Source organism: Rhodococcus sp. UNC23MFCrub1.1, from assembly GCF_000686025.1.
GTDB lineage: Bacteria > Actinomycetota > Actinomycetes > Mycobacteriales > Mycobacteriaceae > Rhodococcoides.
This window is the reverse complement of the sequence record NZ_JMLQ01000001.1, coordinates 239,378-264,764: the sequence shown is the minus strand read 5'-3', so window position 1 is coordinate 264,764 and position 25,387 is coordinate 239,378. Positions and strand designations below refer to the sequence as shown.

General features: G+C 69.8%; 25 protein-coding genes. 17 read left to right on the top strand and 8 right to left on the bottom strand.

Going from position 1 to position 25,387, the window contains the following annotated elements; genetic code table 11:
• Nucleotides 1-103 precede the first annotated feature (103 nt).
• Nucleotides 104-841, top strand: coding sequence for a DUF1906 domain-containing protein (locus BR07_RS0101250; RefSeq protein WP_027503890.1), 738 nt, complete (start codon nt 104-106; stop codon nt 839-841).
• 158 nt (nt 842-999) lie between these two features.
• On the opposite strand, the gene BR07_RS0101240 is transcribed toward BR07_RS0101250, so the two are convergent.
• Nucleotides 1,000-1,767 (bottom strand): Rv1157c family protein, encoded by a 768-nt coding sequence (locus BR07_RS0101240; RefSeq protein WP_155956892.1) that lies wholly within the window; start codon nt 1,765-1,767, stop codon nt 1,000-1,002.
• Nucleotides 1,768-2,117: 350 nt separating this feature from the next.
• Here BR07_RS0101240 and BR07_RS22780 point away from each other — a divergent pair, with 350 nt between their 5' ends.
• The gene (locus BR07_RS22780) at nt 2,118-3,347 is read left to right on the top strand and encodes a mannosyltransferase (protein WP_051612927.1); all 1,230 of its coding nucleotides are present in this window, start codon (nt 2,118-2,120) and stop codon (nt 3,345-3,347) included.
• On the opposite strand, the gene BR07_RS0101230 is transcribed toward BR07_RS22780, so the two are convergent.
• Nucleotides 3,295-3,579, bottom strand: a complete 285-nt coding sequence (locus tag BR07_RS0101230) for a 4a-hydroxytetrahydrobiopterin dehydratase (protein WP_027503888.1) — start codon at nt 3,577-3,579, stop codon at nt 3,295-3,297. The genes BR07_RS22780 and BR07_RS0101230 overlap by 53 nt on opposite strands.
• Before the next feature lie 9 nt (nt 3,580-3,588).
• On the opposite strand from BR07_RS0101230, the gene BR07_RS0101225 reads away from it, so the two are divergent.
• Complete coding sequence (locus BR07_RS0101225; RefSeq protein WP_269320087.1) at nt 3,589-3,981, top strand: (deoxy)nucleoside triphosphate pyrophosphohydrolase; 393 nt, start codon at nt 3,589-3,591, stop codon at nt 3,979-3,981.
• On the opposite strand, the gene BR07_RS27245 is transcribed toward BR07_RS0101225, so the two are convergent.
• Nucleotides 3,982-4,152, bottom strand: coding sequence for a hypothetical protein (locus BR07_RS27245; protein WP_197027705.1), 171 nt, complete (start codon nt 4,150-4,152; stop codon nt 3,982-3,984).
• Between the two features lie 178 nt (nt 4,153-4,330).
• Between BR07_RS27245 and typA the strand changes: the two genes are divergently transcribed.
• From typA to BR07_RS0101195, 5 genes are all read left to right on the top strand, one after another.
• Entirely contained in the window at nt 4,331-6,262 is a 1,932-nt protein-coding gene (gene typA, locus BR07_RS0101215; RefSeq protein ID WP_037183854.1) for a translational GTPase TypA, read from the top strand.
• A gap of 2 nt (nt 6,263-6,264) precedes the next feature.
• Entirely contained in the window at nt 6,265-8,019 is a 1,755-nt protein-coding gene (locus BR07_RS0101210) for an ABC transporter family substrate-binding protein (RefSeq protein ID WP_027503885.1), read from the top strand.
• A 14-nt stretch (nt 8,020-8,033) separates the two neighbouring features.
• Nucleotides 8,034-8,897 carry an N-acetyl-1-D-myo-inositol-2-amino-2-deoxy-alpha-D-glucopyranoside deacetylase gene (gene mshB / locus BR07_RS0101205; protein WP_081821092.1) on the top strand — a complete coding sequence of 288 codons (864 nt, stop codon included), beginning with the start codon at nt 8,034-8,036 and terminating at the stop codon, nt 8,895-8,897.
• Nucleotides 8,898-9,026: 129 nt separating this feature from the next.
• Entirely contained in the window at nt 9,027-9,179 is a 153-nt protein-coding gene (locus tag BR07_RS27240) for a glycoside hydrolase family 6 protein (RefSeq protein WP_162246780.1), read from the top strand.
• Between the two features lie 28 nt (nt 9,180-9,207).
• Nucleotides 9,208-9,609 carry a hypothetical protein gene (locus BR07_RS0101195; protein ID WP_027503883.1) on the top strand — a complete coding sequence of 134 codons (402 nt, stop codon included), beginning with the start codon at nt 9,208-9,210 and terminating at the stop codon, nt 9,607-9,609.
• Here the strand turns inward: BR07_RS0101195 and BR07_RS22770 are convergent.
• From BR07_RS22770 to BR07_RS0101180, 3 genes are read right to left on the bottom strand one after another with little or no spacing between them, the layout of a single operon-like run.
• Nucleotides 9,582-10,340, bottom strand: coding sequence for a uracil-DNA glycosylase (locus tag BR07_RS22770; RefSeq protein ID WP_037184196.1), 759 nt, complete (start codon nt 10,338-10,340; stop codon nt 9,582-9,584). The two genes, BR07_RS0101195 and BR07_RS22770, sit on opposite strands and share 28 nt — an antisense overlap.
• Nucleotides 10,337-11,791, bottom strand: a complete 1,455-nt coding sequence (locus tag BR07_RS0101185; protein WP_081821091.1) for a PH domain-containing protein — start codon at nt 11,789-11,791, stop codon at nt 10,337-10,339. The genes BR07_RS22770 and BR07_RS0101185 overlap by 4 nt, the downstream gene beginning before the upstream one ends.
• Before the next feature lie 56 nt (nt 11,792-11,847).
• The gene (locus tag BR07_RS0101180) at nt 11,848-12,366 is read right to left on the bottom strand and encodes a PH domain-containing protein (protein WP_027503881.1); all 519 of its coding nucleotides are present in this window, start codon (nt 12,364-12,366) and stop codon (nt 11,848-11,850) included.
• 60 nt (nt 12,367-12,426) lie between these two features.
• Here BR07_RS0101180 and BR07_RS0101175 point away from each other — a divergent pair, with 60 nt between their 5' ends.
• Genes BR07_RS0101175 through BR07_RS22760 form a run of 9 tightly spaced genes read left to right on the top strand, consistent with a single transcriptional unit; the run spans nt 12,427 to nt 21,753 of the window.
• On the top strand, nt 12,427-14,994 hold the full coding sequence (locus BR07_RS0101175) for a bifunctional FO biosynthesis protein CofGH (protein ID WP_027503880.1): 2,568 nt from the start codon (nt 12,427-12,429) through the stop codon (nt 14,992-14,994).
• A complete protein-coding gene (locus tag BR07_RS22765; protein ID WP_155956891.1) occupies nt 14,991-15,818 on the top strand; it encodes a hypothetical protein in 828 nt (275 codons plus the stop codon). Before BR07_RS0101175 ends, BR07_RS22765 begins: the two co-directional genes overlap by 4 nt.
• A gap of 11 nt (nt 15,819-15,829) precedes the next feature.
• Entirely contained in the window at nt 15,830-16,153 is a 324-nt protein-coding gene (fdxA, locus tag BR07_RS0101165; RefSeq protein ID WP_027503879.1) for a ferredoxin, read from the top strand.
• Nucleotides 16,154-16,206: 53 nt separating this feature from the next.
• Nucleotides 16,207-17,295 (top strand): succinyldiaminopimelate transaminase, encoded by a 1,089-nt coding sequence (gene dapC / locus BR07_RS0101160; protein ID WP_027503878.1) that lies wholly within the window; start codon nt 16,207-16,209, stop codon nt 17,293-17,295.
• A 9-nt stretch (nt 17,296-17,304) separates the two neighbouring features.
• A complete protein-coding gene (locus tag BR07_RS0101155; protein ID WP_027503877.1) occupies nt 17,305-17,844 on the top strand; it encodes a DUF6584 family protein in 540 nt (179 codons plus the stop codon).
• Nucleotides 17,845-17,900: 56 nt separating this feature from the next.
• On the top strand, nt 17,901-18,113 hold the full coding sequence (locus BR07_RS0101150; RefSeq protein ID WP_037183849.1) for a hypothetical protein: 213 nt from the start codon (nt 17,901-17,903) through the stop codon (nt 18,111-18,113).
• 13 nt (nt 18,114-18,126) lie between these two features.
• On the top strand, nt 18,127-19,524 hold the full coding sequence (locus tag BR07_RS0101145; protein ID WP_027503875.1) for an acyl-CoA synthetase: 1,398 nt from the start codon (nt 18,127-18,129) through the stop codon (nt 19,522-19,524).
• Nucleotides 19,525-19,535: 11 nt separating this feature from the next.
• On the top strand, nt 19,536-20,552 hold the full coding sequence (locus BR07_RS0101140) for an NADP-dependent oxidoreductase (protein WP_027503874.1): 1,017 nt from the start codon (nt 19,536-19,538) through the stop codon (nt 20,550-20,552).
• A 16-nt stretch (nt 20,553-20,568) separates the two neighbouring features.
• A complete protein-coding gene (locus BR07_RS22760; protein WP_051612926.1) occupies nt 20,569-21,753 on the top strand; it encodes a lipase family alpha/beta hydrolase in 1,185 nt (394 codons plus the stop codon).
• 15 nt (nt 21,754-21,768) lie between these two features.
• Here BR07_RS22760 and BR07_RS0101130 read toward each other — a convergent pair whose 3' ends face one another.
• A complete protein-coding gene (locus BR07_RS0101130) occupies nt 21,769-23,580 on the bottom strand; it encodes an ABC transporter ATP-binding protein (protein ID WP_027503873.1) in 1,812 nt (603 codons plus the stop codon).
• Nucleotides 23,573-25,378, bottom strand: a complete 1,806-nt coding sequence (locus tag BR07_RS0101125; RefSeq protein WP_027503872.1) for an ABC transporter ATP-binding protein — start codon at nt 25,376-25,378, stop codon at nt 23,573-23,575. The genes BR07_RS0101130 and BR07_RS0101125 overlap by 8 nt, the downstream gene beginning before the upstream one ends.
• Between the last annotated feature and the right edge of the window lie 9 nt (nt 25,379-25,387).

The window sequence follows — 25,387 nt, the reverse complement described above, 5'->3', positions numbered from 1 at the left end:
CCCTGAGGTCTGTGGTGCAATAGCGCCGGAAATCGTGAGAAGTTACCAGCCCGGGGCGTCATGTCGAGGAAGGCGCGCCGGGCGAATCGAGAGGTAGACCCCAGTGCACGTGTCGCGTCGTCAATTGTTCCGCTATGCCGCCGCCGGTTCCGTCGCGGTCGGGGTCACCGGTGTCGCCGCTCGTGGCGTCGCCTCTGCCGCGCCCGCAGCACCCGCAGCGTTGGGCACGATCGTCGACTACGCCGGGGGAGTGCCGTCTGCCTCCGCCATCGCCGCCGCCGGCCATCTGGGCGCCATCCGCTACGTCTCGGACCGTCGACCCGGTGCCGCCTGGATGACGGGCAAGCCGATGACCGCCGCCGAGGCGGACGAGCTCACCGCGGCCGGTCTCCAGGTGGTGTCGTGCTACCAGTTCGGCAAGGGGGCGACGGCCGACTGGCGTGGCGGATTCGCCGCCGGCGTGAAGCACGCGACGCGCGGCCTCGAATTGCACACGGAGGCAGGCGGACCGGCGGACCGGCCCATCTACGCGTCGATCGACGACAACCCGACCGCGGTCGAGTTCGCCGCGATGATCGCGCCGTACCTGCTCGGCTGGCAGTCGGTGGTCGGGGCCGAGAACATGGGCGTGTACGCCAACTCGCCGACCATCGACCTCGCGGCGGCAGCGGGACTCGGTGCCTGGTACTGGCAGCACAACTGGGGGACGCCGAAGGGCTACGTGAACCCGGCTGCCCACCTGCATCAGATCGAGATCGACAAGCGAGCGATCGACGGAGTGGGTGTGGACGTCAACACCGTGCTGCGCGAGGACTACGGGCAGTGGAGCCTGTCCGCGTAACGCGGCGGCGGCCTCTCACGACACACCTGTCACAGCAGTCACACCTACGGAGAGGCACCATCGTGGAGTTCATCGACTACCTGTACGCGATCGCCGGAGCGATCTACACCCAGATCTCGACCGCGTTCGGTTCCTGAACACCGTTCTCGTCCCGATCGTCAGACGACGAAGGCACCGATGGTCGGCAGGAAGCTGCACGTGATGCCGGCCTCGGTGCTGATCGACCCGGAGACGGCGGCCAGGACGCGACCGGTCCCGGTGTCCGCGAGTGCCGAGAGCGTGGCCGGGCCGTCGGGGTTGATCCCCGCGGCACCCGTGAGCACGGTCGCTCCGGTGCGACCCGTGTCGACGTTGACCCAGTTCGCCGTCAGCGGCGCTGCCTGCACGTCGGCGAGCGGTGCGGTGCCGAGTGCCGTGAAGACGAAGCCGGCCTGACCGGCTGCGGGTCCGGGAGGCGGCAACTGTGCCGGGCCGGGTACCGCGAGCGCGCTCGCGACGGAGTCGGCCGTGGCCGAGATGCAGCCCTTGCCGACGGTGGGGTAGAAGAACTGCGAGATGACCGGGCCGTTCTGGGGGATCTCGGGGCCGCCACCACCGCTGCCGTCGAGGAACGTGATGATGCTGGTGAGGATGCGCTTCGCCTGGTCCGACAGCGGGGCCGTGGCCAGCAGCGCCTTCGCGCGCACCAGCAGATCGCTCTGCGGCGACGCTGCGTCGCGCTCCGCGGCGTCGAGCAGGGTGGGGGCCAGGGCGGCCAGTGCCTCGTAGCCCGGCACCACCGGAACCTCGGCGGGCAGCGGCAGGACGGGGGCGGGTGCTGCGCCTGCCGCAGCGGGTGCGACGAAGGCGCAGGCGGCGGCGACGGCCACTCCGCTCAGAACACGTCGCGCTGCGGCGCGCGTTCCCGTTGTCCCGATGTCCCGCATGATGTCCCCGTTTCTCCTCCGGCCGCCTCGAACCGTTCCGAGGCGACCCACGATGCACTATCTGCCCGTCACCGCCGTGCGAGGCAGTCGGGCGCGGGGTCACTCTATGTACACGGAGTGACGGTTGTACAGCAGCTCACCGGTCGATCGACCCGTGTCGCTCGCTCTGATTCGAACGGTAGTCTGTTAATAGAGTGTCTGGTGTTGTCAGAGTGAACAGTGATGCGATCGTTACTGCTGTGAGCCGTGTCGCGTGACAACGCGGCGGCTCCGTGGTGCAGAAGAGTCACGTCGCACGGTGCGGATAGGCTGCGCTCTGGCTGCGACCCCCGTCGATCGGAAGAACACTCGTGAGTGAAGTACGGCGATCGGCCGGGCGCACGTTGCTGGCAGCAGCACCGGCCCTGTTCGTGATCTCGCTGATCCTGCGTGTGGTGTGGACCGTCGCCACCCCCAACGGCAGCAACTGGGTCGATCTCCACGTGTACGTCGACGGTTCGGCCCGCCTGTTCAGCGGCGACCTCTACGACTTCACCTACTCGGAGGAGACTCCCGACTTCCCCCTGCCCTTCACGTACCCACCGTTCGCCGCGCTCGTGTTCTATCCGCTGCATTTCCTGCCGTTCCCGGTGGTGGGCGCTGCCTGGATGATCGCCACGATCGCCGCGCTGTACGCGGTGGTCCGGCTCGCACAGGGCATGGTCGGGTCGGGCCTCTGGTCCGGACACCGGGCGGCGTTGCTCTGGACGACGGTGGGCCTGTGGACCGAGTCGATGCGCACCACCCTGGACTACGGCCAGGTCAACGTGTTCCTGGTTCTGCTGGCGATGCTCGCGGCCCGCAGCGCCCGCTGGTGGCTGTCGGGTGCCCTGGTCGGCGTCGCGGCAGGCGTCAAGCTCACCCCCGCCATCACCGGCCTCTACTTCCTGGCGCAGCGTCGGTGGGCGGCCGCCGCGTTCTCCGCCGTCGCCTTCGCGGCGACGGTCGCGATCAGCTTCCTGCTCGTGGGGTCCGCCGCGACGACGTACTTCACCACCCTGCTGGGCGATGCGGACCGGATCGGTCCCGTCGGCTCGGTGTGGAACCAGTCCCTGCGCGGAGCGCTGTCACGCGTGGCCGGGCAGGACGTCGGCCAGGGGCCGGTGTGGCTGGTCGCGGCGGCCGTGGTGCTGGCCGCGGCATTCCTGGCCTGGCGGACGCTGGCACGCGACGATCGCCTGGGGACGCTCGTCGTCGTCTCGTTCGTGGGCCTGATGATCTCGCCGATCTCCTGGTCCCACCACTGGGTCTGGGTGGTGCCCATGTCGATCTGGCTGATGCACGGTCCGTTGTCGGGCGCGCCGGGAGCGCGCGTGCTCGCGGGGTACTGGCTCGTGGTCACCCTGATCGGCGTGCCGTGGATCCTCAGCTTCGAACAACCGTCCATCTGGGACATCTCCCGCCCGTGGCCACTCGCTCTGGCGGGATCGGTCTACGCCGTCGGCACCCTGGCACTGTTCGTCTGGATCGCGGTGGTGGGCCGCCGCGTCACCTCGCCAGGCGGTCGATCGCGGCCGCGAGCAGGACGTCCTTCCCGGTGAGTCCACCCGCGGAGTGCGTCGACAGCCGGTAGGTCACCGACCGCCATCGGACGTCGATGTCCGGATGATGGTCCGCCGATTCTGCCTCCTCCGCGACGCGCCGGACGAGGTCGATCGCCTCGAGGAAGCTCGCCGACTCGACGGTGCGGACCAGGGTGTCCCCGTCTCGCTGCCAGTCGGTCAGGCGGGTGAGTGCGTCGTCGATCTCCGTGTCGTTCAGCAAGTCGGCCATACTGCGATGGTGCCAGTTCCCGAGCCCGCGCTGGTGGTCGCGGGCGCCCTCGTCGAGAACGGGCGCCTGCTGCTCGCGCGTCGCGCCTTCCCACCGGAACTGGCGGGACTCTGGGAACTGCCCGGCGGCAAGGTCGACCCCGGCGAGACCCCCGAGGACGCACTGGTCCGGGAACTGCGCGAGGAACTGGGTATCGAGGTGACCGTCGGCGAGCCCGTCGGTGTCGACGTCGCACTCTCGGCGTCGCTGACACTGCGCGCCTACGCGGTCACACGGTTCTCCGGGACGGCGACGGCGCTCGAGCACGAAGCCCTCCGCTGGGTCGACGCGGCGGATCTGCACGGAGTCGATCTGGTGCCGGCGGACGCCGCGTGGCTGCCGGATCTCGCGGCGCTGCTGTAGTCAGGCCGCGCGGGCTTTCTTCAGACCCTTCTTCAGGTCCTTGCCCGTGACACCTGCTTGGTCCAGTTTCTTCATCCGCATGATCACCACCGGACACGTCAGACAGCGAGTCTTGCTGCGGCAGCACTTCTTCTTGGCCTTGCCGCGAGCGACCTTCGATGCCGAGGACATCGGGTGAGGGTACCCTGAGGTGGAGCCCGTGCCGACCGTCCCGGCCTGCGTGACCGCCGTCACCCGAGCCGACCGAGTAAACTGATCCGGTCGCGCTTCTCGTCGGCGACGCAGCGCGCTCTCTGGGAGAGGAAGCCGCTCGCTCTTCACCCCGCATTCGACCCAGGAGATTTCACGCGTGACCAGCCCCACCGCCAGTCAGACCGTACCCACCACCTTCCGCAACGTCGCCATCGTCGCGCACGTCGACCACGGCAAGACCACGCTCGTCGACGCGATGCTGCGCCAGTCCGGTGCCTTCGAGGAACGCGCCGAGGCCATCGACCGCGTGATGGACTCGGGTGACCTGGAGAAGGAGAAGGGCATCACGATCCTGGCCAAGAACACGGCCGTGCACAAGCGCAACGCCGACGGCAGCACCACCGTCATCAACGTGATCGACACCCCCGGCCACGCCGACTTCGGTGGCGAGGTCGAGCGCGGCCTGTCCATGGTCGACGGTGTCGTGCTGCTCGTCGACGCCTCCGAGGGCCCGCTGCCGCAGACGCGCTTCGTGCTCCGCAAGGCGCTCGCCGCGTCGCTGCCCGTCATTCTCGTGGTCAACAAGACCGACCGTCCCGACGCGCGCATCGAGGAGGTCGTCTCCGAGAGCCACGACCTGCTCCTCGACCTGGCGTCGGACCTCGACGACGAAGCCTCCGAAGCTGCCGAGCTGGCCCTCGACCTCCCCGTCCTGTACGCCTCCGGCCGTGAGGGCAAGGCGTCGACGAAGCAGCCGGAGAACGGACACGCTCCCGACGCGGAGAACCTCGACGAGCTGTTCGAGATCCTGCTCAGCTACATCCCGGCACCGAAGGGCAACGTCGAGGCGCCGCTGCAGGCTCACGTCACCAACCTCGATGCCTCCGCCTTCCTGGGCCGTCTCGCCCTGGTCCGCATCCACAACGGTGAGCTCAACAAGGGCCAGACCGTGAGCTGGATGCGCGAGGTCGACGGCGAGCCCGTCGTCCAGAAGGCCAAGATCACCGAGTTGCTCACCACCATCGGTGTCGAGCGCGTTCCCGGTCAGAAGGGCGTCGCCGGTGACATCGTCGCCGTCGCCGGCTTCCCGGACATCATGATCGGTGACACGCTGGCCGACCTCGAGAACCCGGTCGCCCTGCCGCGCATCACCGTCGATCAGCCGGCCATCTCGGTGACCATCGGTACCAACACGAGCCCCCTGGTGGGACGCGTGAGCGGCCACAAGCTGACCGCCCGCATGGTCAAGTCGCGTCTGGACCAGGAGCTCATCGGCAACGTCTCGCTCAAGGTCCTCGACATCGGTCGCCCCGATGCGTGGGAGGTCCAGGGTCGTGGCGAGCTCGCGCTCGCCATCCTCGTCGAGCAGATGCGCCGCGAAGGCTTCGAGCTCACCGTCGGCAAGCCGCAGGTGGTCACCCGCCAGGTCGACGGCAAGCTGCACGAGCCCTTCGAGGAGCTCACCATCGACACTCCCGAGGAGTACCTCGGCGGCGTCACGCAGCTGCTCGCCGCCCGTAAGGGAAAGATGGTCCAGATGACGAACCACGGCGCAGGCTGGGTTCGTATGGAGTTCATCGTCCCCTCGCGCGGTCTCATCGGCTTCCGCACGGACTTCCTCACCGACACGCGCGGCACCGGCATCGCCAACGCCGTCTTCCACGGTTACGCACCGTGGGCCGGCGAGATCCGCGCGCGCCACACCGGCTCGCTCGTCTCGGACCGTCAGGGCAGCGTCACCCCGTTCGCCATGATCCAGCTGGCCGACCGCGGCACGTTCTTCGTCGAGCCCGGTGCGGACACCTACGAGGGCATGGTCGTGGGCATCAACCCCCGCCAGGAGGACCTCGACATCAACGTCACCCGCGAGAAGAAGCTGACCAACATGCGTCAGTCCTCCGCCGACGTGATGGAGACCCTCGCCAAGCCGAAGAAGCTCGACCTCGAGATGGCGATGGAGTTCTGTGCCGGCGACGAGTGCGTCGAGGTCACGCCGGAGGTCGTCCGCGTGCGCAAGGTGCACCTCGACTCGAACGAGCGTGCGCGTGAGCGTTCGCGCAGCAAGTCGCGTGACAAGGCTGCTCTGTAATCATGTCGGTGGCGCGGGTGGGTGCGGCGCTGGCCGCTGCCCTGCTCGCGCTGTCCGCGTGCACGGCCGATCCGCCGCCGCCGATCCAGAGCACCGAGACGGCCACGACGACGCCTCCCGCAGCGCCGGCGGCCACGGGTAATCCGGTCGTGGTGGCCATCGACGACGTCGGTACGGGATTCAACCCGCACCTGCTGGCCGACCAGTCGCCCGCGAACACCGCGGTGTCCACGCTGGTGTTCCCCAGCCCCTTCCGCCCCGCGTCGGTGGGGACAGGAGTCGAGTGGCTGCCCGACGCGTCGCTGGTGCTGTCGGCCGAGGTGACGTCACAGGCCCCGTTCACCATCACCTACCGGCTGCGCAACGAGTCGCAGTGGTCGGACGGTGCGCCCATCGCGGCCGAGGACTTCCGCTACCTGTGGCAACAGATGATCGACGCGCCCGGCGTGGTGGATCCCGCAGGCTACGAGGCGATCGACGACATCGCGTCCTCGGACGGCGGCAAGACCGTCACCGTCACGATGGCGACGCCGTACCCCGCGTGGCGCGAGCTCTTCGAGAATCTGCTGCCCTCCCATCTGCTCAAGGACTCGCTGGGCGGCTTCGAGCGCGGACTGCGCGACAACGTGTCCGTCTCCGGCGGACACTTCCGCATCGAGTCGATCGATCGTGGCCGCGACGAGATCCTGCTCGAGCGCAACGACCGCTACTGGGGGTCACCCTCCACGCCCGATCAGATCCTCCTCCGACGCGGGGGCAGCGACGCCCAGCTCGCCGACTCGATGCGCTCCGGTGACGCCCAGATCGCCGAGGTGCGTGGCGGTTCGGCGACACTGGCGCAACTGGGCGCCATCCCCAACGTCCGTACGGACACCCGGTTCCGTTCGCGGACCCTCGAACTGACGTTGAACGGCCGGGTGCCGGAACTCGCGGACGCCGACGTGCGCCGCGGCGTCATGGGTCTGCTGGACGTGGACCTGCTGTCCACCGTCGCGTCGGGTACCGGCACGGCCGCGAACACCGTTCGCGCGCAGGTTCTCTCGCCGTCCCAGCCCGGCTACGTCCCCACGGCTCCGCAGACTCTCCCGCGGGACGAGGCACTGCAGCTGCTCGCCGACGCGGGATTCGTGCCGGTGCCGCTGCCGCCGGCCCTGGCTCCCACCTCGGGCCAACCCACCGCGACGACGACGCCGGTGCCGGGTAGCACGCGCGCGCTGACCGTCGTGATCGGCGCTCCCGAGAACGACGCGGTCGCGGTCGCGGTGGCCAACACGGCCGCCGATCAACTCCGCGACGCGGGCGTCGACGCCAGCGTCGCTCCCACCGATCCGGAGGAGTTGTACGGCACCGCGCTGCTCGAGGGCACGGTCGACGCCGTCGTCGGGTGGAGCCACGTGGGTACCGATGTGGCCACCGCCTGGTCGTCGCGCTACGGATGTGCAGCAACCGATCTCGCGACGTCGACGACGACGGCACCCGATTCCGACGCCGACCCGGTGGCGGCGAGCAACCTGTCCGGAGTCTGCGATCCGTCGCTCGAGCCGGTGATGGACCAGAGCCTGAGAGGCGACGTGAACCCGACCGAGGCCGTCATCGCGGCGCAACCACAGCTGTGGAACCTGCACACCGTGCTCCCCATCGCGCAGGACAGTTCCGTCGTCGCCGTCGGTCCCGGCGTGAGCGGCGCGACGCTCACGGGGCCCGTCGAACTCGGTGTGTTCGGGGACGCGGACGACTGGATGCGGGTGACGCCGTGACGGAACGGCACCGGATGCTGGTCGTCCATGCGCACCCCGACGACGAGACCATCACCACCGGCGGCACCATCGCCCGCGCCGTGCGGGCGGGCGTGGACGTGACGGTCCTGACCTGCTCGCTCGGCGAGGAGGGTGAGGTGATCGGGGAGACGTGGGCCGGACTGGTCGCGGATCGCGCGGATCAGTTGGGCGGGTACCGCATCCACGAGCTGACCGTGGCACTCGAGGCGCTCGGATGCCGGCCGCCGCGGTTTCTCGGCGGTGCCGGGCACTGGCGCGACTCCGGCATGGCCGGAACCCCCGCGGCCCGTCATCCGCGTGCCTTCGTCAACGCCGACCCGGACGAGGCCGTCGGCGCGATGGTCGAGGTGATCCGTGACGTGCGCCCGCAGGTTCTCGTGGCCTACGACCCCGAGGGCGGCTACGGCCACCCTGATCACATGCAGGTGCACCGGCTGGCAGGACTGGCTGTCGAGGCGGCGCAGGACGCTGCCCGGTTCGCCGAGACGGGGCCGGCCTGGTCGGTGGACAAGATGTACTGGACGGTCACCGGTCTGCATCAGTTGACCGCAGGCCTGAGCGACCTCGGCGACGTCCCCCAGCAGTGGCGCATGCCTGTCGAGGGCGAGCTGCCGAGCGTGCCCGACGACACGATCACCACGTCCGTCGACGTCCGCCCGGTGCTCGATCTCAAACGACTCGCGTTGCGCGCGCACCGAACTCAGGTCACCGTCGCGGAGTCCGGTCGGGTCTACGCCCTGTCGAACGACATCGCGCAGCCAGTCCTCGAGGACGAGCAGTACATCCTCGTCCGCGGCGATCTCGGACCGGTCGACTCGTCGGGGCGCGAGACCGACCTGTTCGCGGGGATCGTGTGACGGCCCCCAGTGTCTGCCCGGGGACGGTGTGCGGGTCCGAACCGGGCTCGGTGCCGGGTTATGCTGTGAGCGGCATCACCGGACGGGGTCGGACGTACCCGGTGAGTTCGACTCGAAGGAGCTCTTCCCATGAATTTCGATCTTCAGTACGCCATCGTGGCGTTCGTGGATTCCCTGCGACCCACAGCCGATCTGCAGCGCGAGATCTACCTGAACTCCGTGGGCGGCTTCGCGACGTTCGTGAGCAACTACCTCACGTCGATCGGGTTCCCTCCTCGCTGACGTTCACGGCGCCGACAGGATCGGCGCGATGACGGGCCACGCCGGGGAGGGCGTGGTGTCCGGCATCAAGGCGTCGATCGTCGGCGCATTGGTGCTCGACGGGTTCCTGTGCGCCGTGACCGCAGTGCTGTTCCTCCCGCTGTATCTCGGAAGCACTCCGTTCCCCGTCAGTGGTGTCCTCGCCGGCATCGTCAACGTGATCCTCGTGCGGGTCGCGTTCTCGGTGACGCACAACGTCTCCCGCGCCGCTCTCCCGGTCGCGGGATTCTTCGTGGGTCTCGTGCTGGCCATGCTGGGGGGACCGGGTGGAGACGTGCTCGTCGTGGCCGACTGGCGCACCCTGGTCCTCGTGGCAGGCGGGTTGCTTCCCGCTGTGGTGCAACTGTTCGCGTTGCGCATGGGTCAGTTCGCCGAACTCGGACGCGGCTGACTCCTGTCGATTCCGGCGGCGTCGGCCGCCGCGGCGAGCACCTGCTCCACCATGGCCGGCGTGAGCCGTCCGGTGAAGGTGTTCTGCTGGCTGACGTGGAAGCACCCGAACAGATGCAGGTCCGGCAACTCCTTCTTGGGTGACGTCAGCACGACGTGCGCACCGTGGCCGAACTTCGGGCGCGGTCGGGGGATCGTCCACCCCGCGCCGTCGAGGACCGGAAGCAGTGCCTGCCAGCCGAATCCGCCCAGGACCATCACTGCCCGAACGGTCGGCGCCAGGATGTGCAGTTCCGTCTCCAACCAGTGACGGCACCGGTCGCGCTCCTCCGGTGTCGGCTTGTTGGCCGGGGGAGCGCAGTGCACCGGCGACGTGATGCGCGTGCCGATCAACTCGAGGCCGTCGGCGATGTGGGTCGCCGTGGGCTGCGTGGCGAGGCCGACGGCGTGCATGGCCGCGTAGAGAACGTCGCCGCTGCGGTCGCCCGTGAACATCCGTCCGGTGCGATTCGCGCCGTGAGCCGCCGGCGCCAGGCCGACGATCAGCAGGCGAGCGTCCACGGGGCCGAAACCCGGAACCGGTCGGCCCCAGTAGGTCTCGTCACGGAACGCGGCCCGCTTCTCGCGCGCCACCAGCTCACGCCACTCCACCAGGCGCGGACACGCGCGGCACTCCGACACCGCCACATCGAGTTCGGGGATGCTCCGGGGTGTACCGGAGTCGGGTGTCACGGGCGCTCCGCCCACACGTCGCCGGCACCGGGCTGAGCGCTCTCGACGATCGACCACGCGTGGTCGGCGGGTACGTCGAGCACCGTGTAGCGGCCCGTGCCGGCCGCGGTGGCGGCGACGATGGTCGCGACACCGGCCCGTCGCTGGAAGAAGGTCTGCCGGACACCCCAGGCGACCACGCCGTCGGTGTCGAGGACGACGCGTCGCCGGTCGAGGCTGCCGTGCTCGGTGATCAGAACTCCCGGGTGGGCACGGTGGCCCAGGGCGGCGTACCGATCGAGCGCCAGGGCGACGGCGGCCACCACGAGGAGCGCGACGCCGATCCACGCGGCGATCGGGACGTCCCGGCCGGTCGACCGGACCACGAGGAGTGCGACAGCGACCAGCAGGACCGGCCCGACGGCGCGGGTGAGCCTGCGCCGCAAAGCCGCCGGTCCGTGCTTCTGCAGTGTCACCGTGGCCGGCGCGCTCTCCGGCAGACCCGCCAGCACGTCGTCCATCGTGTGGCGGGCGGCCGGCAGGGGAGCGGGTGGCAGGAGCAGCGACGACTCCTTCTCCGAAGCGGACACCCCGGTCATGACGGCATCCAGGCGCGCTCCGCGCGCCCACCGCAGGACCAGCGGTCGACGCAACGTCGCGCCGCGGAGGCGGTCGCGGTCCAGCGTCGTGTGTCGCGTCGACAGCAGTCCGTGGCCGACGCGGAGCCTGGTGCCGTCGTCGGTCACGGAGAGGTTGCCGTAGACGACCAGGTAGCGCACCACGGAGACGATGCTCGACACGACGAGCAGCAGGGCCGCGGCGACGACCACCGCGACCACGATGCCGAGGCGCAGAACGGCCTGATAGGTGTCGTCGAGGGCCGGCGAAGAGGCGATGTCACCGGCGAACCCGGACTGGAACACGAGCCCGAATCCGGCACCGACGACGACGATGCCCGTGGCCGTGAAGGGGGCGAATCGAACCCAGCCGGTACGGAAGTGGGCGATCTCACGTTCGGGCGTCACGGCGGGTTCGGTCACTGCGACCGGATCCACTCCCACCGTCCGGCCGGTGCTCGCCAGCAACTCCTCACGCAGGGCGGGGACCAGGTCGGAGGCGAGGGCGTTCAGCTCGAACGAGTCGGCCTTGTCCGACTTCTGCTGACCGGTGCCCACGGTGAGGATCGACAGTCCCAGCAGTCGGTGCAGCGGCCCGGCTCGCACGTCCACACTGCGGATTCGACCACGCGGAATGGAGAGCACCTTCTTCTGGAAGAGCCCGCGGCGCAGCTGGACGTCGTCCGAGCCGATGCGGTACCCGGTGGTGAACCAGCGCAGGATGGCCGCGCCCACGAGGAGGACCACGACGATCAGGCCCCAGACGTGCGTGCCGCTCTGCGATCCGAGAACGAGGGACAGCAGGAGCACCGGCAGCAGGCGGACCAGCTCGGTGACCGGGTGGATCAGGAGCATGCGCTTGTCGAGTCGCAGCCACGGCAACTCGTCGACGCGCAGGCCGGCGTCCTGCGTCACGTGGCGTCGCCTCGTGAGCGTGCGGCCGCCGCGGTGATGGCGGCGACGGTGCGATCGGCGGTCGCGAGGTCGAGCCCCGCGATCTCCAGAGCTCCCGCGGAGGACGCGGTCGTCACCGTCACGGTGGCCAGTCCGAGTGCCCGGTCGAGCGGCCCGCGCTCGGTGTCGACGGTCTGCACTCGGGACAGGGGAGCGATGCGCCGTTCCTGAGTCACCCAGCCGGTGCGCGTGTGGACGGCGGTGTCGCTCAGTTCCCAGCGGTGCACCCGATAGCGCCACTGCGGCGCGATGGTCACGTGCGCTCCCGCGAGGACCACCACGGCGACGGCAGCGGCCACCACGGGCGTCCAGGACGGGCGCTCGACGTTCACCGCGAGCACCACGGCCCACACGATCACGGCGACGACCACCGGGAGCCACAGCAGGGCGGCTGCCACGGCCCACAGAATCTTCGCCCGCGGATCGGGGCGATGCGCGGGATCGGTGAGGACCACACCGGGACTGTTGTCGGACACGTCGCATCACCCCTGCTGTGGCACGCCTCCGGCCGGAGGGCGCATGATCGAACGGTGACGATGTTGCCCGATCCGAGTACTCCCGCGCGCGCCGACACCCGAGTGACGCCTCCCGACAGCCCGGCACCGACCGCATCGGCGCTGCGGCGTGCGCTGCGCCGTGCCCGCGACGGTGTGGTGATCAGTGTCGACGAGGCGACCACGCTGCTGCACGCCCGCGGCGACGACCTGACCGATCTGTGCGCGTCCGCGGCGCGGGTGCGGGACGCGGGACTGCTCGCCGAGAACCGCCCCGGCACGGTGACCTACTCGCGCAAGGTGTTCATTCCCCTCACCCGGCTGTGCCGGGACACGTGCCACTACTGCACGTTCGTGACGGTCCCCGGCAAGCTGCGCGCCGAGGGGCACGGGATGTTCCTCGAGGCCGACGAGGTGCTCGACATCGCGCGGCGCGGTGCCGAACTGGGATGCAAGGAAGCGTTGTTCACGCTCGGCGACCGCCCCGAGGCCCGCTGGCCCGAGGCGCAGGAGTGGTTGGACGCGCGCGGCTACGACTCGACGCTGGACTACCTGCGGGCGATGTCGATCCGCGTGCTCGAGGAGACGGGTCTGCTCCCGCACCTCAATCCCGGAGTGATGAGCTGGGAGGAGATGTCGCGCCTCAAGCCGGTCGCACCGTCGATGGGCATGATGCTCGAGACCACCTCGCGTCGACTGTTCGAGGAGAAGGGGCAGGCCCACTACGGCAGCCCCGACAAGGACCCCGAGGTGCGTCTGCGCGTGCTCACCGACGCCGGTCGTCTCACCGTTCCGTTCACCACCGGCATCCTCGTGGGCATCGGCGAGACGATCCGTGACCGCGCCGAGTCGATCATGGCGATCCGGAAGTCGCACAAGGCATTCGGTCACGTGCAGGAAGTGATCGTGCAGAACTTCCTGGCCAAGGACGACACCGCGATGCGGTCCGCACCCGATGCCGGCCTGGAGGAGTTCCTCGCCACCATCGCCGTGTCCCGCATCCTTCTCGGCCCGGCCATGCGCATCCAGGCGCCGCCGAATCTGGTGTCCGCGCAGGAGTGCGCGGCGTTGCTCGCCGCGGGCGTCGACGACTGGGGCGGTGTCTCGCCGCTCACCCCCGATCACGTCAATCCCGAGCGGCCGTGGCCGAACCTCGACACTCTCGCGCAGCTGTCCGCGGACGCCGGCTTCACGCTGACCGAACGCACGGCGGTGCAGCCGCGGTACGTCCTGGCGGGCTCACCGTGGATCGACCCGCGGATCTCGGCGCACGTGCGTGCGCTCGCCGACGACGCGACCGGGCTGGCGGTGCCCGAGACGATCCCGTCCGGTCTGCCGTGGCAGGAACCCGACGAGGTGTGGGAGTCCACCGGCCGCGTCGACCTCAACACCGGCATCGACACCGAGGGTCGCAACACCGAGACGCGCAGCGACATGGGCAGCGCGTTCGGCGACTGGGAGTCCATCCGCGAGCAGGTGGCGCACCTCGCGACGCTGGACAGCGTCGACCGCGACGTGGTCGCCGCCCTCCGTGCCGCGGAGAAGGATCCCGGCAACTGCACCGACGAGGAGTACCTGGCGCTGGCCACCGCCGAGGGTGCGGCGCTCGACGCGGTGACCGCCTTCGCCGATCAGCTGCGCCGCGACATCGTCGGTGACGACGTCACGTACGTCGTGAATCGGAACATCAACTTCACCAACATCTGCTACACCGGGTGCCGCTTCTGCGCCTTCGCCCAGCGCAAGGGCGACGCCGACGCGTTCTCGCTGTCGACCAGCGAGGTCGCCGACCGGGCCTGGGAGGCGCACGTCCTCGGCGCCACCGAGGTCTGCATGCAGGGCGGCATCGATCCGGAGCTGCCCGTGACCGGATACGCCGACCTGGTGCGCGCGGTGAAGGCGCGGGTGCCGTCGATGCACGTGCACGCCTTCTCGCCCATGGAGATCGTCAACGGGGCCTCGCGCGGTGGCCAGTCGGTGCGCGACTGGCTGACCGAACTGCGGGAGGCCGGGCTGGACACCATCCCCGGGACGGCGGCGGAGATCCTCGACGACGAGGTCCGCTGGGTGCTCACCAAGGGCAAGCTGCCCGCCCAGACGTGGATCGACGTCGTCACCACGGCGCACGAGGTGGGACTGCGGTCGAGTTCGACGATGATGTACGGCCACGTCGACAACCCCTCGCACTGGGTGGGACACCTGAACGTGCTCAAGCGGATCCAGGACCGCACCGGTGGTTTCACCGAGTTCGTGCCGCTGCCGTTCGTGCACCAGAGTTCGCCGCTGTACCTGGCGGGGGCGTCACGACCAGGACCGACGCAGCGCGACAACCGGGCCGTCCACGCACTGGCGCGGATCATGCTGCACGGCCGCATCGACAACATCCAGACGAGCTGGGTGAAACTCGGCGTGACGGGAACTCGGGTGATGCTGAACGGCGGCGCCAACGACCTGGGTGGCACGCTGATGGAGGAGACGATCTCGCGGATGGCGGGATCGCAGCACGGATCGGAGAAGACCGTCGAGGAACTACACGCGATCGCCGAGGGAATCGGACGACGCGCAGTCGAGCGCACCACCGCCTACGCAGACCGGACGGAAGCAGCATGAGCGCTGATCGATTGGGCGACGAGCGCGTCGCCGGAGTTCTCAAGGCCGCGGTGCGCGTGATCGTGCCGGTCCTCGAACTGCTCGCGGACCGTGACCCGCTCGGCCTCAAGAAGCGCACGTTCCGCGAGCAGGCGGACGCGAGCGGCACGAAGGTCGACGCGGCGCTGAACGCCGTCGCGTCGGTGTTCGACGCCGCCGACACACCGGGAACCAAGGCGTGGGAGTCGATGACCGTCGACCAGCGCGTCTCGTGGTGGGTCGGCCGCGTCGGCGGGATCGGCACCGTGGCGGTGGCGTTCCCCGGCATCTTCGGTGTGCTCGCTCGCCGACTCCCGCTCGGCGACGTCCTCGGGTTCGCGAACCAGGCCATCGTCCTGGTGGCCGTCGCCCGCGAGTACGGCATCACCGAGCAGGACGAGCAGGTCCGCCTGCTGGCATCGGTGCTGTGCAACCGCGAGCTGCCGAAGGGTGCCAGCATCCACGCGCCCGAACCCGACGTCGACGGCGTCACGGACGACAGCCGTGTCACCGAGCCGTCCGGTCGCTTGTCCCGGTCCCCGTTCGCGTTGCTGTCGACCTTGTGGTCGGTCACCAAGATCCTCAAGGCCGTCACCGACGAATTGGACAAGCGGCCCCGCAGCCGTACCGTTTACAGATGGCTCGGTAACCTGCCCGTGGTCGGTGCGGTCGCCGGGTACTTCGGCGAGCGCGGCGCACTGTCCCGAGCTGCGAAGCTGGGGCGCCGGTGGGTCGAGCAGAACAGCACGTCCGCGTCGAACGCGTCCCCGCGGGGCCGCGACACGCTCAGAGTTCGGAAAGGCTAAGGAGAACCTCAGTGCCGTACACGATTGCTGAACCGTGCGTCGATGTCCTCGACAAGGCATGCATCGAGGAATGCCCTGTCGACTGCATCTACGAGGGTGGACGCATGCTCTACATCCAGCCCGACGAGTGCGTGGACTGCGGTGCCTGCGAGCCGGTGTGCCCCGTCGAGGCGATCTTCTACGAGGACGACGTCCCCGAGCAGTGGTCCGCCTACGTCAGCGCCAACGTCGACTTCTTCGACGAACTGGGCTCACCCGGTGGCGCGGCCAAGGTCGGCAAGACCGACTACGACCCGCCGTTCATCAAGGCTCTGCCCCCCATGGGTGAGAACTGAGCGTGACGGACGCACCCGTCGTCTCGCGTCGGTCGCCCGCTGTTCGTCGATCCGTGGCGAGCCTGTTGCCCGAGTTCCCGTGGGACACGCTGGCCGACGTCACCGCGCTGGCGCGGTCGCATCCACACGGCATCGTGAACCTGTCCGTCGGTACGCCGGTGGACCCGGTCGCCGACGTCGTCCGTGACGCTCTCGCGGCGGCCTCCGCGCAGCCCGGGTACCCCACGACAGTGGGCACACCCGAGCTGCGGGCGGCCGCCGTCAGTGCGCTCGCACGTCGCTACGGCGTCGGTGGGTTGGACGAACGCTCGATCCTGCCGGTGATCGGAACCAAGGAAGTCATCGCCTGGTTGCCGACCCTGCTCGCGCTCGGACCGGACGATCTCGTCGTCATCCCGGAACTGGCGTACCCCACCTACGAGGTCGGGGCCCTGCTCGCGGGATGCCGCACACTGCGCGCGGACGGGGTGTCGCGCCTCGGTCCCGAACGCGCGTCCCTCATGTTCGTCAACTCGCCGTCCAATCCCAGCGGCCGGGTGCTCGGTGTCGCTCATCTGCGCAAGGTGGTCGAGTGGGCCCGCGAGCGCGGCACGATCATCGTGTCGGACGAGTGCTACCTCGGACTGACCTGGGAGGGACGCGCCGTCTCGATCCTCGACGACGAGGTGTGCGGCGGGGACACCACCGGCCTGCTGGCCGTGCACTCGCTGTCCAAGACGTCGAACCTCGCGAGCTACCGCGCAGGCTTCGTGGCCGGCGATCCCGCCCTGGTCGCGGAACTGCTGGCGGTCCGCAAGCACGCGGGCATGATGGTCCCTCTTCCGGTGCAGGCGGCCATGACCGCGGCGCTGAGCGACGACGACCACGAGAACGTGCAGCGCGAGCGCTACCGGGATCGTCGGACCGCCCTCGCCGCCGCCGTGGTGGCGGCCGGATTCACCATCGATCACTCCGAGGCCGGCCTGTACCTGTGGGCCACGCGCGGTGAACCGTGTCGAGACACCGTGCGCTGGTTCGCCGAACGCGGCATCCTCGTCGCTCCGGGGGAGTTCTACGGTCCCGACGGCGGCACCCACGTCCGCATCGCGCTGACGGCGACCGACGAGCGCATCGCCGCCGCCGTCGCCCGTCTCACGGTCTGAGGCCCCGCCGTGGGAGCGCTCGACCGCGCGCAGGAGGATCTGGCCCGCGGGGAACCGTGGAGTGCGCGCAAGCGCCTGACCGCGCTCCTGGATCAGGACGCCGCCTCGCAACCCGCGCTCGACCTCCTCGGCTACGCGTGCCTGGCGATGGACGACCCGGCCGGTGCCGGTGCGGCCTGGTTCCTCACCGATCGAGACGACGCCGACCCGCTGGTGCGGCACGCGCTCGACTCGTTCGTCGCCGCGTGTCCGACGCCGTTGGTGCTCGCGCGTCGGCTGCCCATCAACGCGCCGTCGCGGGCCTATCCGCCTCGCGTGCGCGAGCGGCTCGCGGTGCTCGAGTCCCGGGTGCGTGCCAGCGGCGAGGAGTGGGAGCCGCCCGGCGAGGTGCACTACTTCGCGCAGGAGGGCGTCGACGTCGAGGCGTTCGACGAGTGGTCGGACGCTCCTGTCTCGTCCCGGTCCGGTGTGAAGATGGTCGCGGCCGTCCTGGTGATCGCCATGATCGGCACCGCGTCCATCGCGACCGTTCTCACCGTCTTCTTCTGACGACGCGCCGCCGCGAGGTCGAGGACGTGTCGGGGGCCGGTGGTACAGATGGAGTCATGAAGGATTCGCTGACGGGATGCGTCGAGTGTCTCGGCGCTCTCGACCACTGTCACGGCACGCTCGTCGTCCACTCGCACGGTGCGGTCGAGTGCACCGACGACGCCTGTGTTCTGCTGCACGCCGTCCGGCACACCCTCGTCGTCGACTGTTCCGCGGTCGCCGGGGGCTGCACGTGCGTCGAGGTCACGGAGCAGCTGCGGGCGTCGTGAGAGACTGCTCGGTGTGCTGCTCCGGTCACTGAACTCGTACGCGATCACCCACGGCGGCGACGTCGACGACGCGGTCACCGTCGGTGACGTCGTCCTCTCTCGAAGCGATCTGCTCGGGGCCGCCACGTCGGTGGCCGAGCGCATCATGGGCGTCGACCGGGTGGCCGTCCTCGCGGAGCCGACCGCCCGCACCGTCGTCGCCGTGGTCGGTGCGCTCATCGCCGGAGTGGCCGTGGTGCCGGTGCCCCCGGACTCGGGGCCCACCGAGATCGAGCACATCCTCGCGGATTCCGGTGCCCGCGGGTGGCTGGGTGTCGCCCCCGAGCACGACGGCGGTCTGCCCGTCGTCCCGGTCCGCATGCACGCACGGTCCTGGCACAGCTACGCGGAGCCGTCGGACGACGCGACCGGTCTCGTGCTCTACACCTCGGGAACCACGGGCCCTCCGAAGGGCGTGATCCTCAGCCGCGGTGCGCTCGCCGCCGGCATCGACGCGCTCGCCGAGGCGTGGGGGTGGACGGCGAACGACACTCTGGTGCACGGACTCCCGCTCTATCACGTGCACGGGCTCGTGCTGGGAGTCCTGGGTCCGCTGCGACTCGGCAGTCGAGTGATCCACACCGTCAAGCCCTCCGCGGAGCGGTACGCCGCGGCGCGGGGAACGATGTACTTCGGGGTTCCCACCGTGTGGTCGCGAGTGGCGGCCGACCCGGAGTCCGCCGCGGCGCTGTCGCACGCTCGGTTGTTGATCTCGGGCAGTGCCCCGCTGCCGGTGCCGGTGTTCGAGAAGATCGCCGCTCTCACGGGTCTCGAGCCGATCGAGCGCTACGGCATGAGCGAGACCCTCATCACGTTGAGTACGCGCGCCGACGGTGAGCGACGACCCGGTTGGGTCGGAGTTCCGGTGCGCGGCATCGAGACTCGGCTGCGCGGTGAGGACGGGTCGGAGGTCCCACGCGACGGGGAGTCCATCGGTTCGTTGGAGGTGCGCGGCCGGTTCTTCGACGGTTACCTGAACAAGCCGGAGGCCACCGCGGCCTGCTGGACGGACGACGGGTGGTTCCGGACGGGAGACGTCGCGGCGATCGACCCGGCGGGCTTTCATCGGATCGTCGGCCGGGAGTCGACGGACCTGATCAAGACCGGTGGGTACCGCGTCGGCGCGGGCGAGGTGGAGACGGCGATCCTCGGTGTTCCCGGAGTGCGTGAGGTGGCGGTCGTGGGACTGCCCGACGACGATCTCGGCCAGCGCATCGTGGCGTTCGTCGTGGGTGACGAGGTGGAGCCGAGAGCAGTCGTAGACTCTGTGGCACAACAGCTCTCGGTGCACAAGCGGCCGCGTGAGGTACGCGTGGTGGACTCGTTGCCGCGGAACGGGATGGGCAAGGTCCGCAAGAACCTGTTGGAGTAGCGTCGGGAGACATGACCTCCTCCACTCGCATCGTCCTGGCCTCTCGTCCCACCGGCGCACCCACTGCCGAGAACTTCCGGACCGAGACGGTCGATCTCCCCGAGGTCGGTGACGGTCAGGTCTCGCTGAAGACCCTGTACCTGTCGCTGGACCCGTACATGCGCGGCCGGATGAGCGACGCCGAGTCGTACGCGGAGCCCGTCGAGGTGGGCGACACGATGGTGGGCGCCACGGTCTCCGAGGTGATCGAGTCTCGAAGCGACGCCGTGTCGGTCGGCGCCGTGGTGCTCGGCTACACGGGGTGGCAGTCGCACGCGGTGGTCGATGCGTCGTCCGTGCGAGTGCTGGATCCGGAGAAGGCGCCCGTGTCCACCGCGCTGGGCGTGCTGGGGATGCCGGGCTTCACCGCGTACTCCGGCATGACGAAGATCGGGCAGCCGAAGGCGGGGGAGACCGTCGTGGTCGCGGCGGCCAGTGGGCCCGTCGGCTCGGCCGTCGGCCAGTTCGCGAAGATCAAGGGTGCGCGCGCCGTCGGCATCGCCGGCGGTCCCGAGAAGTGCGCGTACCTGATCGACGAGCTCGGCTTCGACGCCGCCGTCGATCACCGCGCCCCGGACTTCGAGGATCAGTTGAAGGCCGCGACTCCGGACGGCATCGACGTCTACTTCGAGAACGTGGGCGGCGCCGTCGCGAAGGCGGTGCTCCCGCGGCTCAACCTCTACGCACGCGTGCCGGTGTGCGGTCTCATCGCGCAGTACAACGACACGCAGGCACCGGAGGGTCCGGATCGGCTGCCCGGCTTCTTCACGCGCGTGCTGACGAAGAGCCTGACAATCCGCGGCTTCATCCAGAGCGAATTCGTCCCGGAGCTCTACAAGGACTTCCTGCGCGAGGTCGCCGAGTGGATCGACAACGGGTCGTTCCGCTACCGGGAGGACGTGGTCGAGGGTCTCGAGAACGCTCCCGACGCGTTCTTCGGGCTGCTCGAGGGCAAGAACTTCGGCAAGCTCGTCGTCAAGGTGGCGTGACGGTTAGAGTACACGTGTGCACTCGAATCGCGATCGGAACGAAGTAGCGGGCGCTGCCGACGTCGTGGCCACGGCCATCGACATCCTCAGCCGCCCTGTCCAGGGGACCCACCGCGCGATCAACGATGTGGTGTTCGGGGTGCTGGGCCGTTCCGCGGCACCCGTGCGCATCCTGAACGAGGGCATCGCCGACCTGGTCTACGAGGCTGTGCGCGGGGGCGGTGTGGCGGCCGCCGAGGCCGTCACCGCGGTGTCCCGGCTGTTGCCCGAGGACCGCGTGTCCCACGCGATCACGTCCACCGCGGCGGGATCGGTCGTGGTCGGCGCCGTCAACGGGCTGCTGGGCGACCGGCTCGCCGCCGAGGGCAACGACCTGACGGTGGAACTCGGGCCGCATCACGAGCGCCGCATCGTCGGGAACGACACCGCGATGCTGACCACCGCGTATCCGAAGGCCACGGGTCACGTCGCCGTGCTCGTGCACGGGCTGGGGGAGACCGAGCAGGCCTGGTACTACCGCCACGACGGGCGGGGCAGTTACGGCGAGGCGCTGGCCGCGCACGGCATCAGCGCGGTCTGTCTGCGGTACAACACGGGCGCCGGGATCGAGGACAACGGGGCGGCACTGGCCGGCCTCCTCGACGAGCTGATCGCGGTCTGGCCCGTCCCCGTCGAGCGGATCGACCTCGTCGGGCACTCGATGGGCGGGCTCGTGGTGCGGCGTGCCTGTGCGGTCGAGGCGAGCAGGGCGACCTGGCTGCCGCTGGTGCGCACGGCCTGCTACCTGGGCACCCCGCACGAGGGCGCACCGCTCGCGACGGGCGTGTACCACCTCTCCCGTGCTCTGCGGAAGGTGCGGCAGACGGCGGTGTGGGCGGACCTGCTCGACGTCCGCAGCCGCGGCGTGGACGACCTGAGACTGGCCACGGACGTGGCGCTCGCCCCCGGGATCCGGCACGTCGCGGTCGCCGCCACCCTGGCCGCCGACGACACGGCCTGGTGGGCCGACGCCGTGGGAGACGGACTGGTGACGCTGCGCAGCGCACGGGGGCCGATGGCGGAGTTGCACACGCTCGTCGGCACCGGGCACCTCGCGCTGCTGTCGGATCCGCGGGTGCTCGACGTCCTCACCGAACTCATGGCGGACGCGACACCGGCCGAGATCGACGACGTCACCGAGCCGGACGAAACGGTGGCCTGAGACCACCGTCCCGCGTCAGACCAGGCTCTCCTGCCACGCCGTGTTCAGGTGCGCGAACCTGCCGTCGCCGGCGACGAGGGCCTCCGGGGTGCCGTCCTCGACGATCCGTCCGTCGGCCATGACGAGAACGCGGTCCGCGATCGCGACCGTCGACAGGCGGTGCGCGATGATCAGTGCGGTCCGACCGTGCAGGATCGTCTCGAGGGCGCGCTGGACCAGGCGCTCGCCGGGGATGTCGAGGCTGGACGTGGCCTCGTCGAGCACGATCACCGACGGTGCGGCGAGGAACACCCGCGCGAAGGCCACCAGCTGTCGCTGTCCGGAGGACAGACGTCCACCGCGCTTGCGCACGTCGGTGTCGATGCCTCGCGGCAGTGCGGCCAGGAACGGGGTGAGGCCCACGGCGTCGGCGGCCGCCCGCACCTCGTCGTCGGTCGCGGACGGTCGGCCGAGGCGGATGTTGTCCGCGATCGATCCGGAGAACAGGAACGATTCCTGCGTCACCATGACGACGTTGCGACGCAGGTCGTCGTCGGCCAGGTCGCGGAGATCGATGCCGTCGAGACGGATCCGGCCGTCCGTGGGGTCGTAGAACCGCGCGAGGAGCTTGGCCACCGTCGACTTGCCGGCACCGGTGGCGCCGACCATGGCGACCACCTGTCCGGCCGGCACGTGCAGCGAGAAGGGCTGCAGCACCAGCGCGTCCGCGGCGTAGCCGAACGAGACCCGGTCGAACTCCACGTCGCCGGCTGCGATTCCGATCGGCACCGGGGTGGTGGGAGGCGCCACCGTCGGTTCCTCCTCGAGCACGCCCGAGATCTTCTCGAGCGCCGCCGCGGCCGACTGGTACGCGTTGAACACCTGCGCGAGTTCGTCGAGCGGCCCGTAGAAGCGGCGGAGGTACAGCACGTAGGCGGCGAGCACGCCGATGTCGAGGGCACCGCCGATGACCCGCATGCTGCCCACGACCACGATGACGGCGAGGGTGGCGTTGCCGATCCAGCGCACGATGCCGGTGTAGCTCGCCATTCCGCGCAGCGCAGTGGTGGTGGCGTCCCGGTACTCGGTGTCCTCCGCGAGCAGGATCGCGTCGTTGCGGCGCTCGCGGCGGAACACCTGGACGGCGCGGATGCCGACCATCGACTCGACGAAGTGCACCACGACGCGCGCGATGGACACCCGGGTGCGTCGGTAGGCACGGCGTTGACGGCGCTGCGACCAGCGTGTGATCAGCAGCAGCGGAACGAAACCCGCGAGCACGACGAGGGCAAGCGGCACGTCGAGCCAGAACAGGATGACGGCGATCGAGACCATCGACAGGATCGCGGTCAACGCATCGTTGAGCGCGCTCTCGAGGAGCGTCTGCAGCGATTCGACGTCGCTCGTCAGTCGCGAGATGACCTTGCCGGACGTGTACTTCTCGTGGAAGGACAGCGACAGTGCCTGCGTGTGGCGGAACACCCGCTCGCGCAGATCGAACAGGATGTCCTGGCTCAGGCGCCCCGAGACCATGAGGAACGCGTACGTCGTGGCGGCGCCGAGGAACCCGACCACGACGTATCCCGCCACGGTCCACACCAGCGGCGCCCATCGTCCGTCGACGGCAGCGGCGACGCCGGTGTCGAGGGCGTGGGCGATGAACAGCGGTCCGGCGACGAACGCCAGGTTGTCCAGGAAGATGATCGCCATCGCGAGGACCGTGCGGCGGCGGTGCGGGCGCAGCAGCGAGAAGAGCAGTCGACGTGAGCGACCGGCCAGGACGAGGTTGCCGGCCCGGTCCACGTCGGTGTCCTCACCGCCGACGCCTCGCCAGTCGGTGTCAGCCACGGTCTCGCTCCGGTCCGGACATCGAGCCCATCACGTCGCGGTACGCCGCCGAGGTGGCGAGCAGGTGCTCGTGCGTCCCGGTCTCCATCACCGTGCCGTGGCCGAGGTGCACGACGCGATCCGCGAGCGCGGCCGTCGAGGGGCGGTGCGCCACCAGCACGGTCGTGGAGTGCGCGAGCACGGTGCGCAGCCGGCGCTGGACCTTCGCCTCGGTGTCCACGTCGAGCGCGGAGAGCGGATCGTCCAGCACCAGCACGCGGGGCCGGCCGAGCACCGCCCGCGCCAGCGCCAGACGCTGGCGCTGACCTCCGGACAGGCTCAGTCCCTGCTCGCCGATCCGGGTGTCGAGGCCCCACGGGAGCTTCTCGACGAAGTCCGTCGCGTGCGCGATCTCGAGTGCCTCCGCGACGTCCTCGTCCGTCGCGTCGGGACGGCCCAGCGCGACGTTCTCGCGCACACTGGCCGAGAACAGCACCGGCTCCTCGAAGGCGACCGAGACCACCGAGCGCAGATCCGCCAGCCGCATCGACCGGACGTCGACACCGTCGAGAGTGATGGCGCCACCGTCGACGTCGAACAGCCGAGGGATCAGCGTCGTCAGGACGGACTTCCCCGTTCCGGTGTTGCCGACGAGAGCCACCGTCTCGCCCGGACTCACCTCGAACGTGACGTCGTGCAGGAGGTGGTCGGATGCGTCCGGGAATGCGAAGGAGACGTGGTCGACGCGGATGTGCCCCCGCACCGGGTCGGGCAGGGGAACGGGGGAGACCGGATCCACGATGGTGTCCGGGGTGTCCATGATCTCCCAGTACCGATCCGCCGCCGTCCGCGCGTTGTTCAGCTCGGCGAGCAGGAAACCGAAGGACTCGATGGGCCACAGCAGGAAAGCGACGATGGCCATGGTCGCCACCAGAGTTCCGGCCGTCAGGGTCCCCGTCACGATGGCGTACGTCCCGTAGGCGAGCATGCCGCCGACGGCCACCGGTGGCAGTCCGACGATGACGGTCCACAGGATCGCCAGGTATCGGACCTTGGTGAGCTCGGTCGTGCGGAGCGTCGCGGCCCGCGCGAGGAAGCGGCGTCCCAGGTGGGCGCTGCGGCCGAACGCCTTGAGCACCCGGATGCCGTGGATGGACTCCTCGACGGTGGTGGTGACGTCGCCGGCCTGGTCCTGGGCGTCGCGTGCGACGACGCGATAGAGCTCCTCGAACCGGACGCACGCCCACACCAGCGGAATCGCCACGACGAGCATGATGACGCCGAACTGCCATGCGCGGGAGAGCAGGACACCGAGACCCACGACGAGGGTCACCGCGTTGATGATGATGAACGGTCCGATGAAGGCGACGAAGCGGCGCAGCGCGGAGAGGTCGGAGATGGCGCGGGAGAGCAGTTGGCCCGATTCCCAACTGTCGTGCGCGGCCACCGACACGTGCTGCAGCTTCGCGAACACGTGCGCGCGGGCCGTGATCTCGAACTGACTCGACGGCCCCGACACCAGGTAGCGACGGATCCAGATGCCGGCGGCATCGATCGTTCCCAGCAGCAACACCAGCGCCGCAGGCCACCACACGCCGGCGACGTCGCCGCGGGTGATCGGGCCGTCGATGATGCTCTGGATGACGAGCGGGATCACCAGGCCGGTGAGCGTGGCGATCAGCGAGACCACGATGGACCCGACGAAGTACCAGCGATACGGCGCCAGGAACGGGGCGAAGCGGCGGAGCGACGAGGTCACCGTCGCGGAGGACGCCTCGACCGCACGTCTCGTTCCGCGATCGAGCACTCCGGTGGACACACACGACTC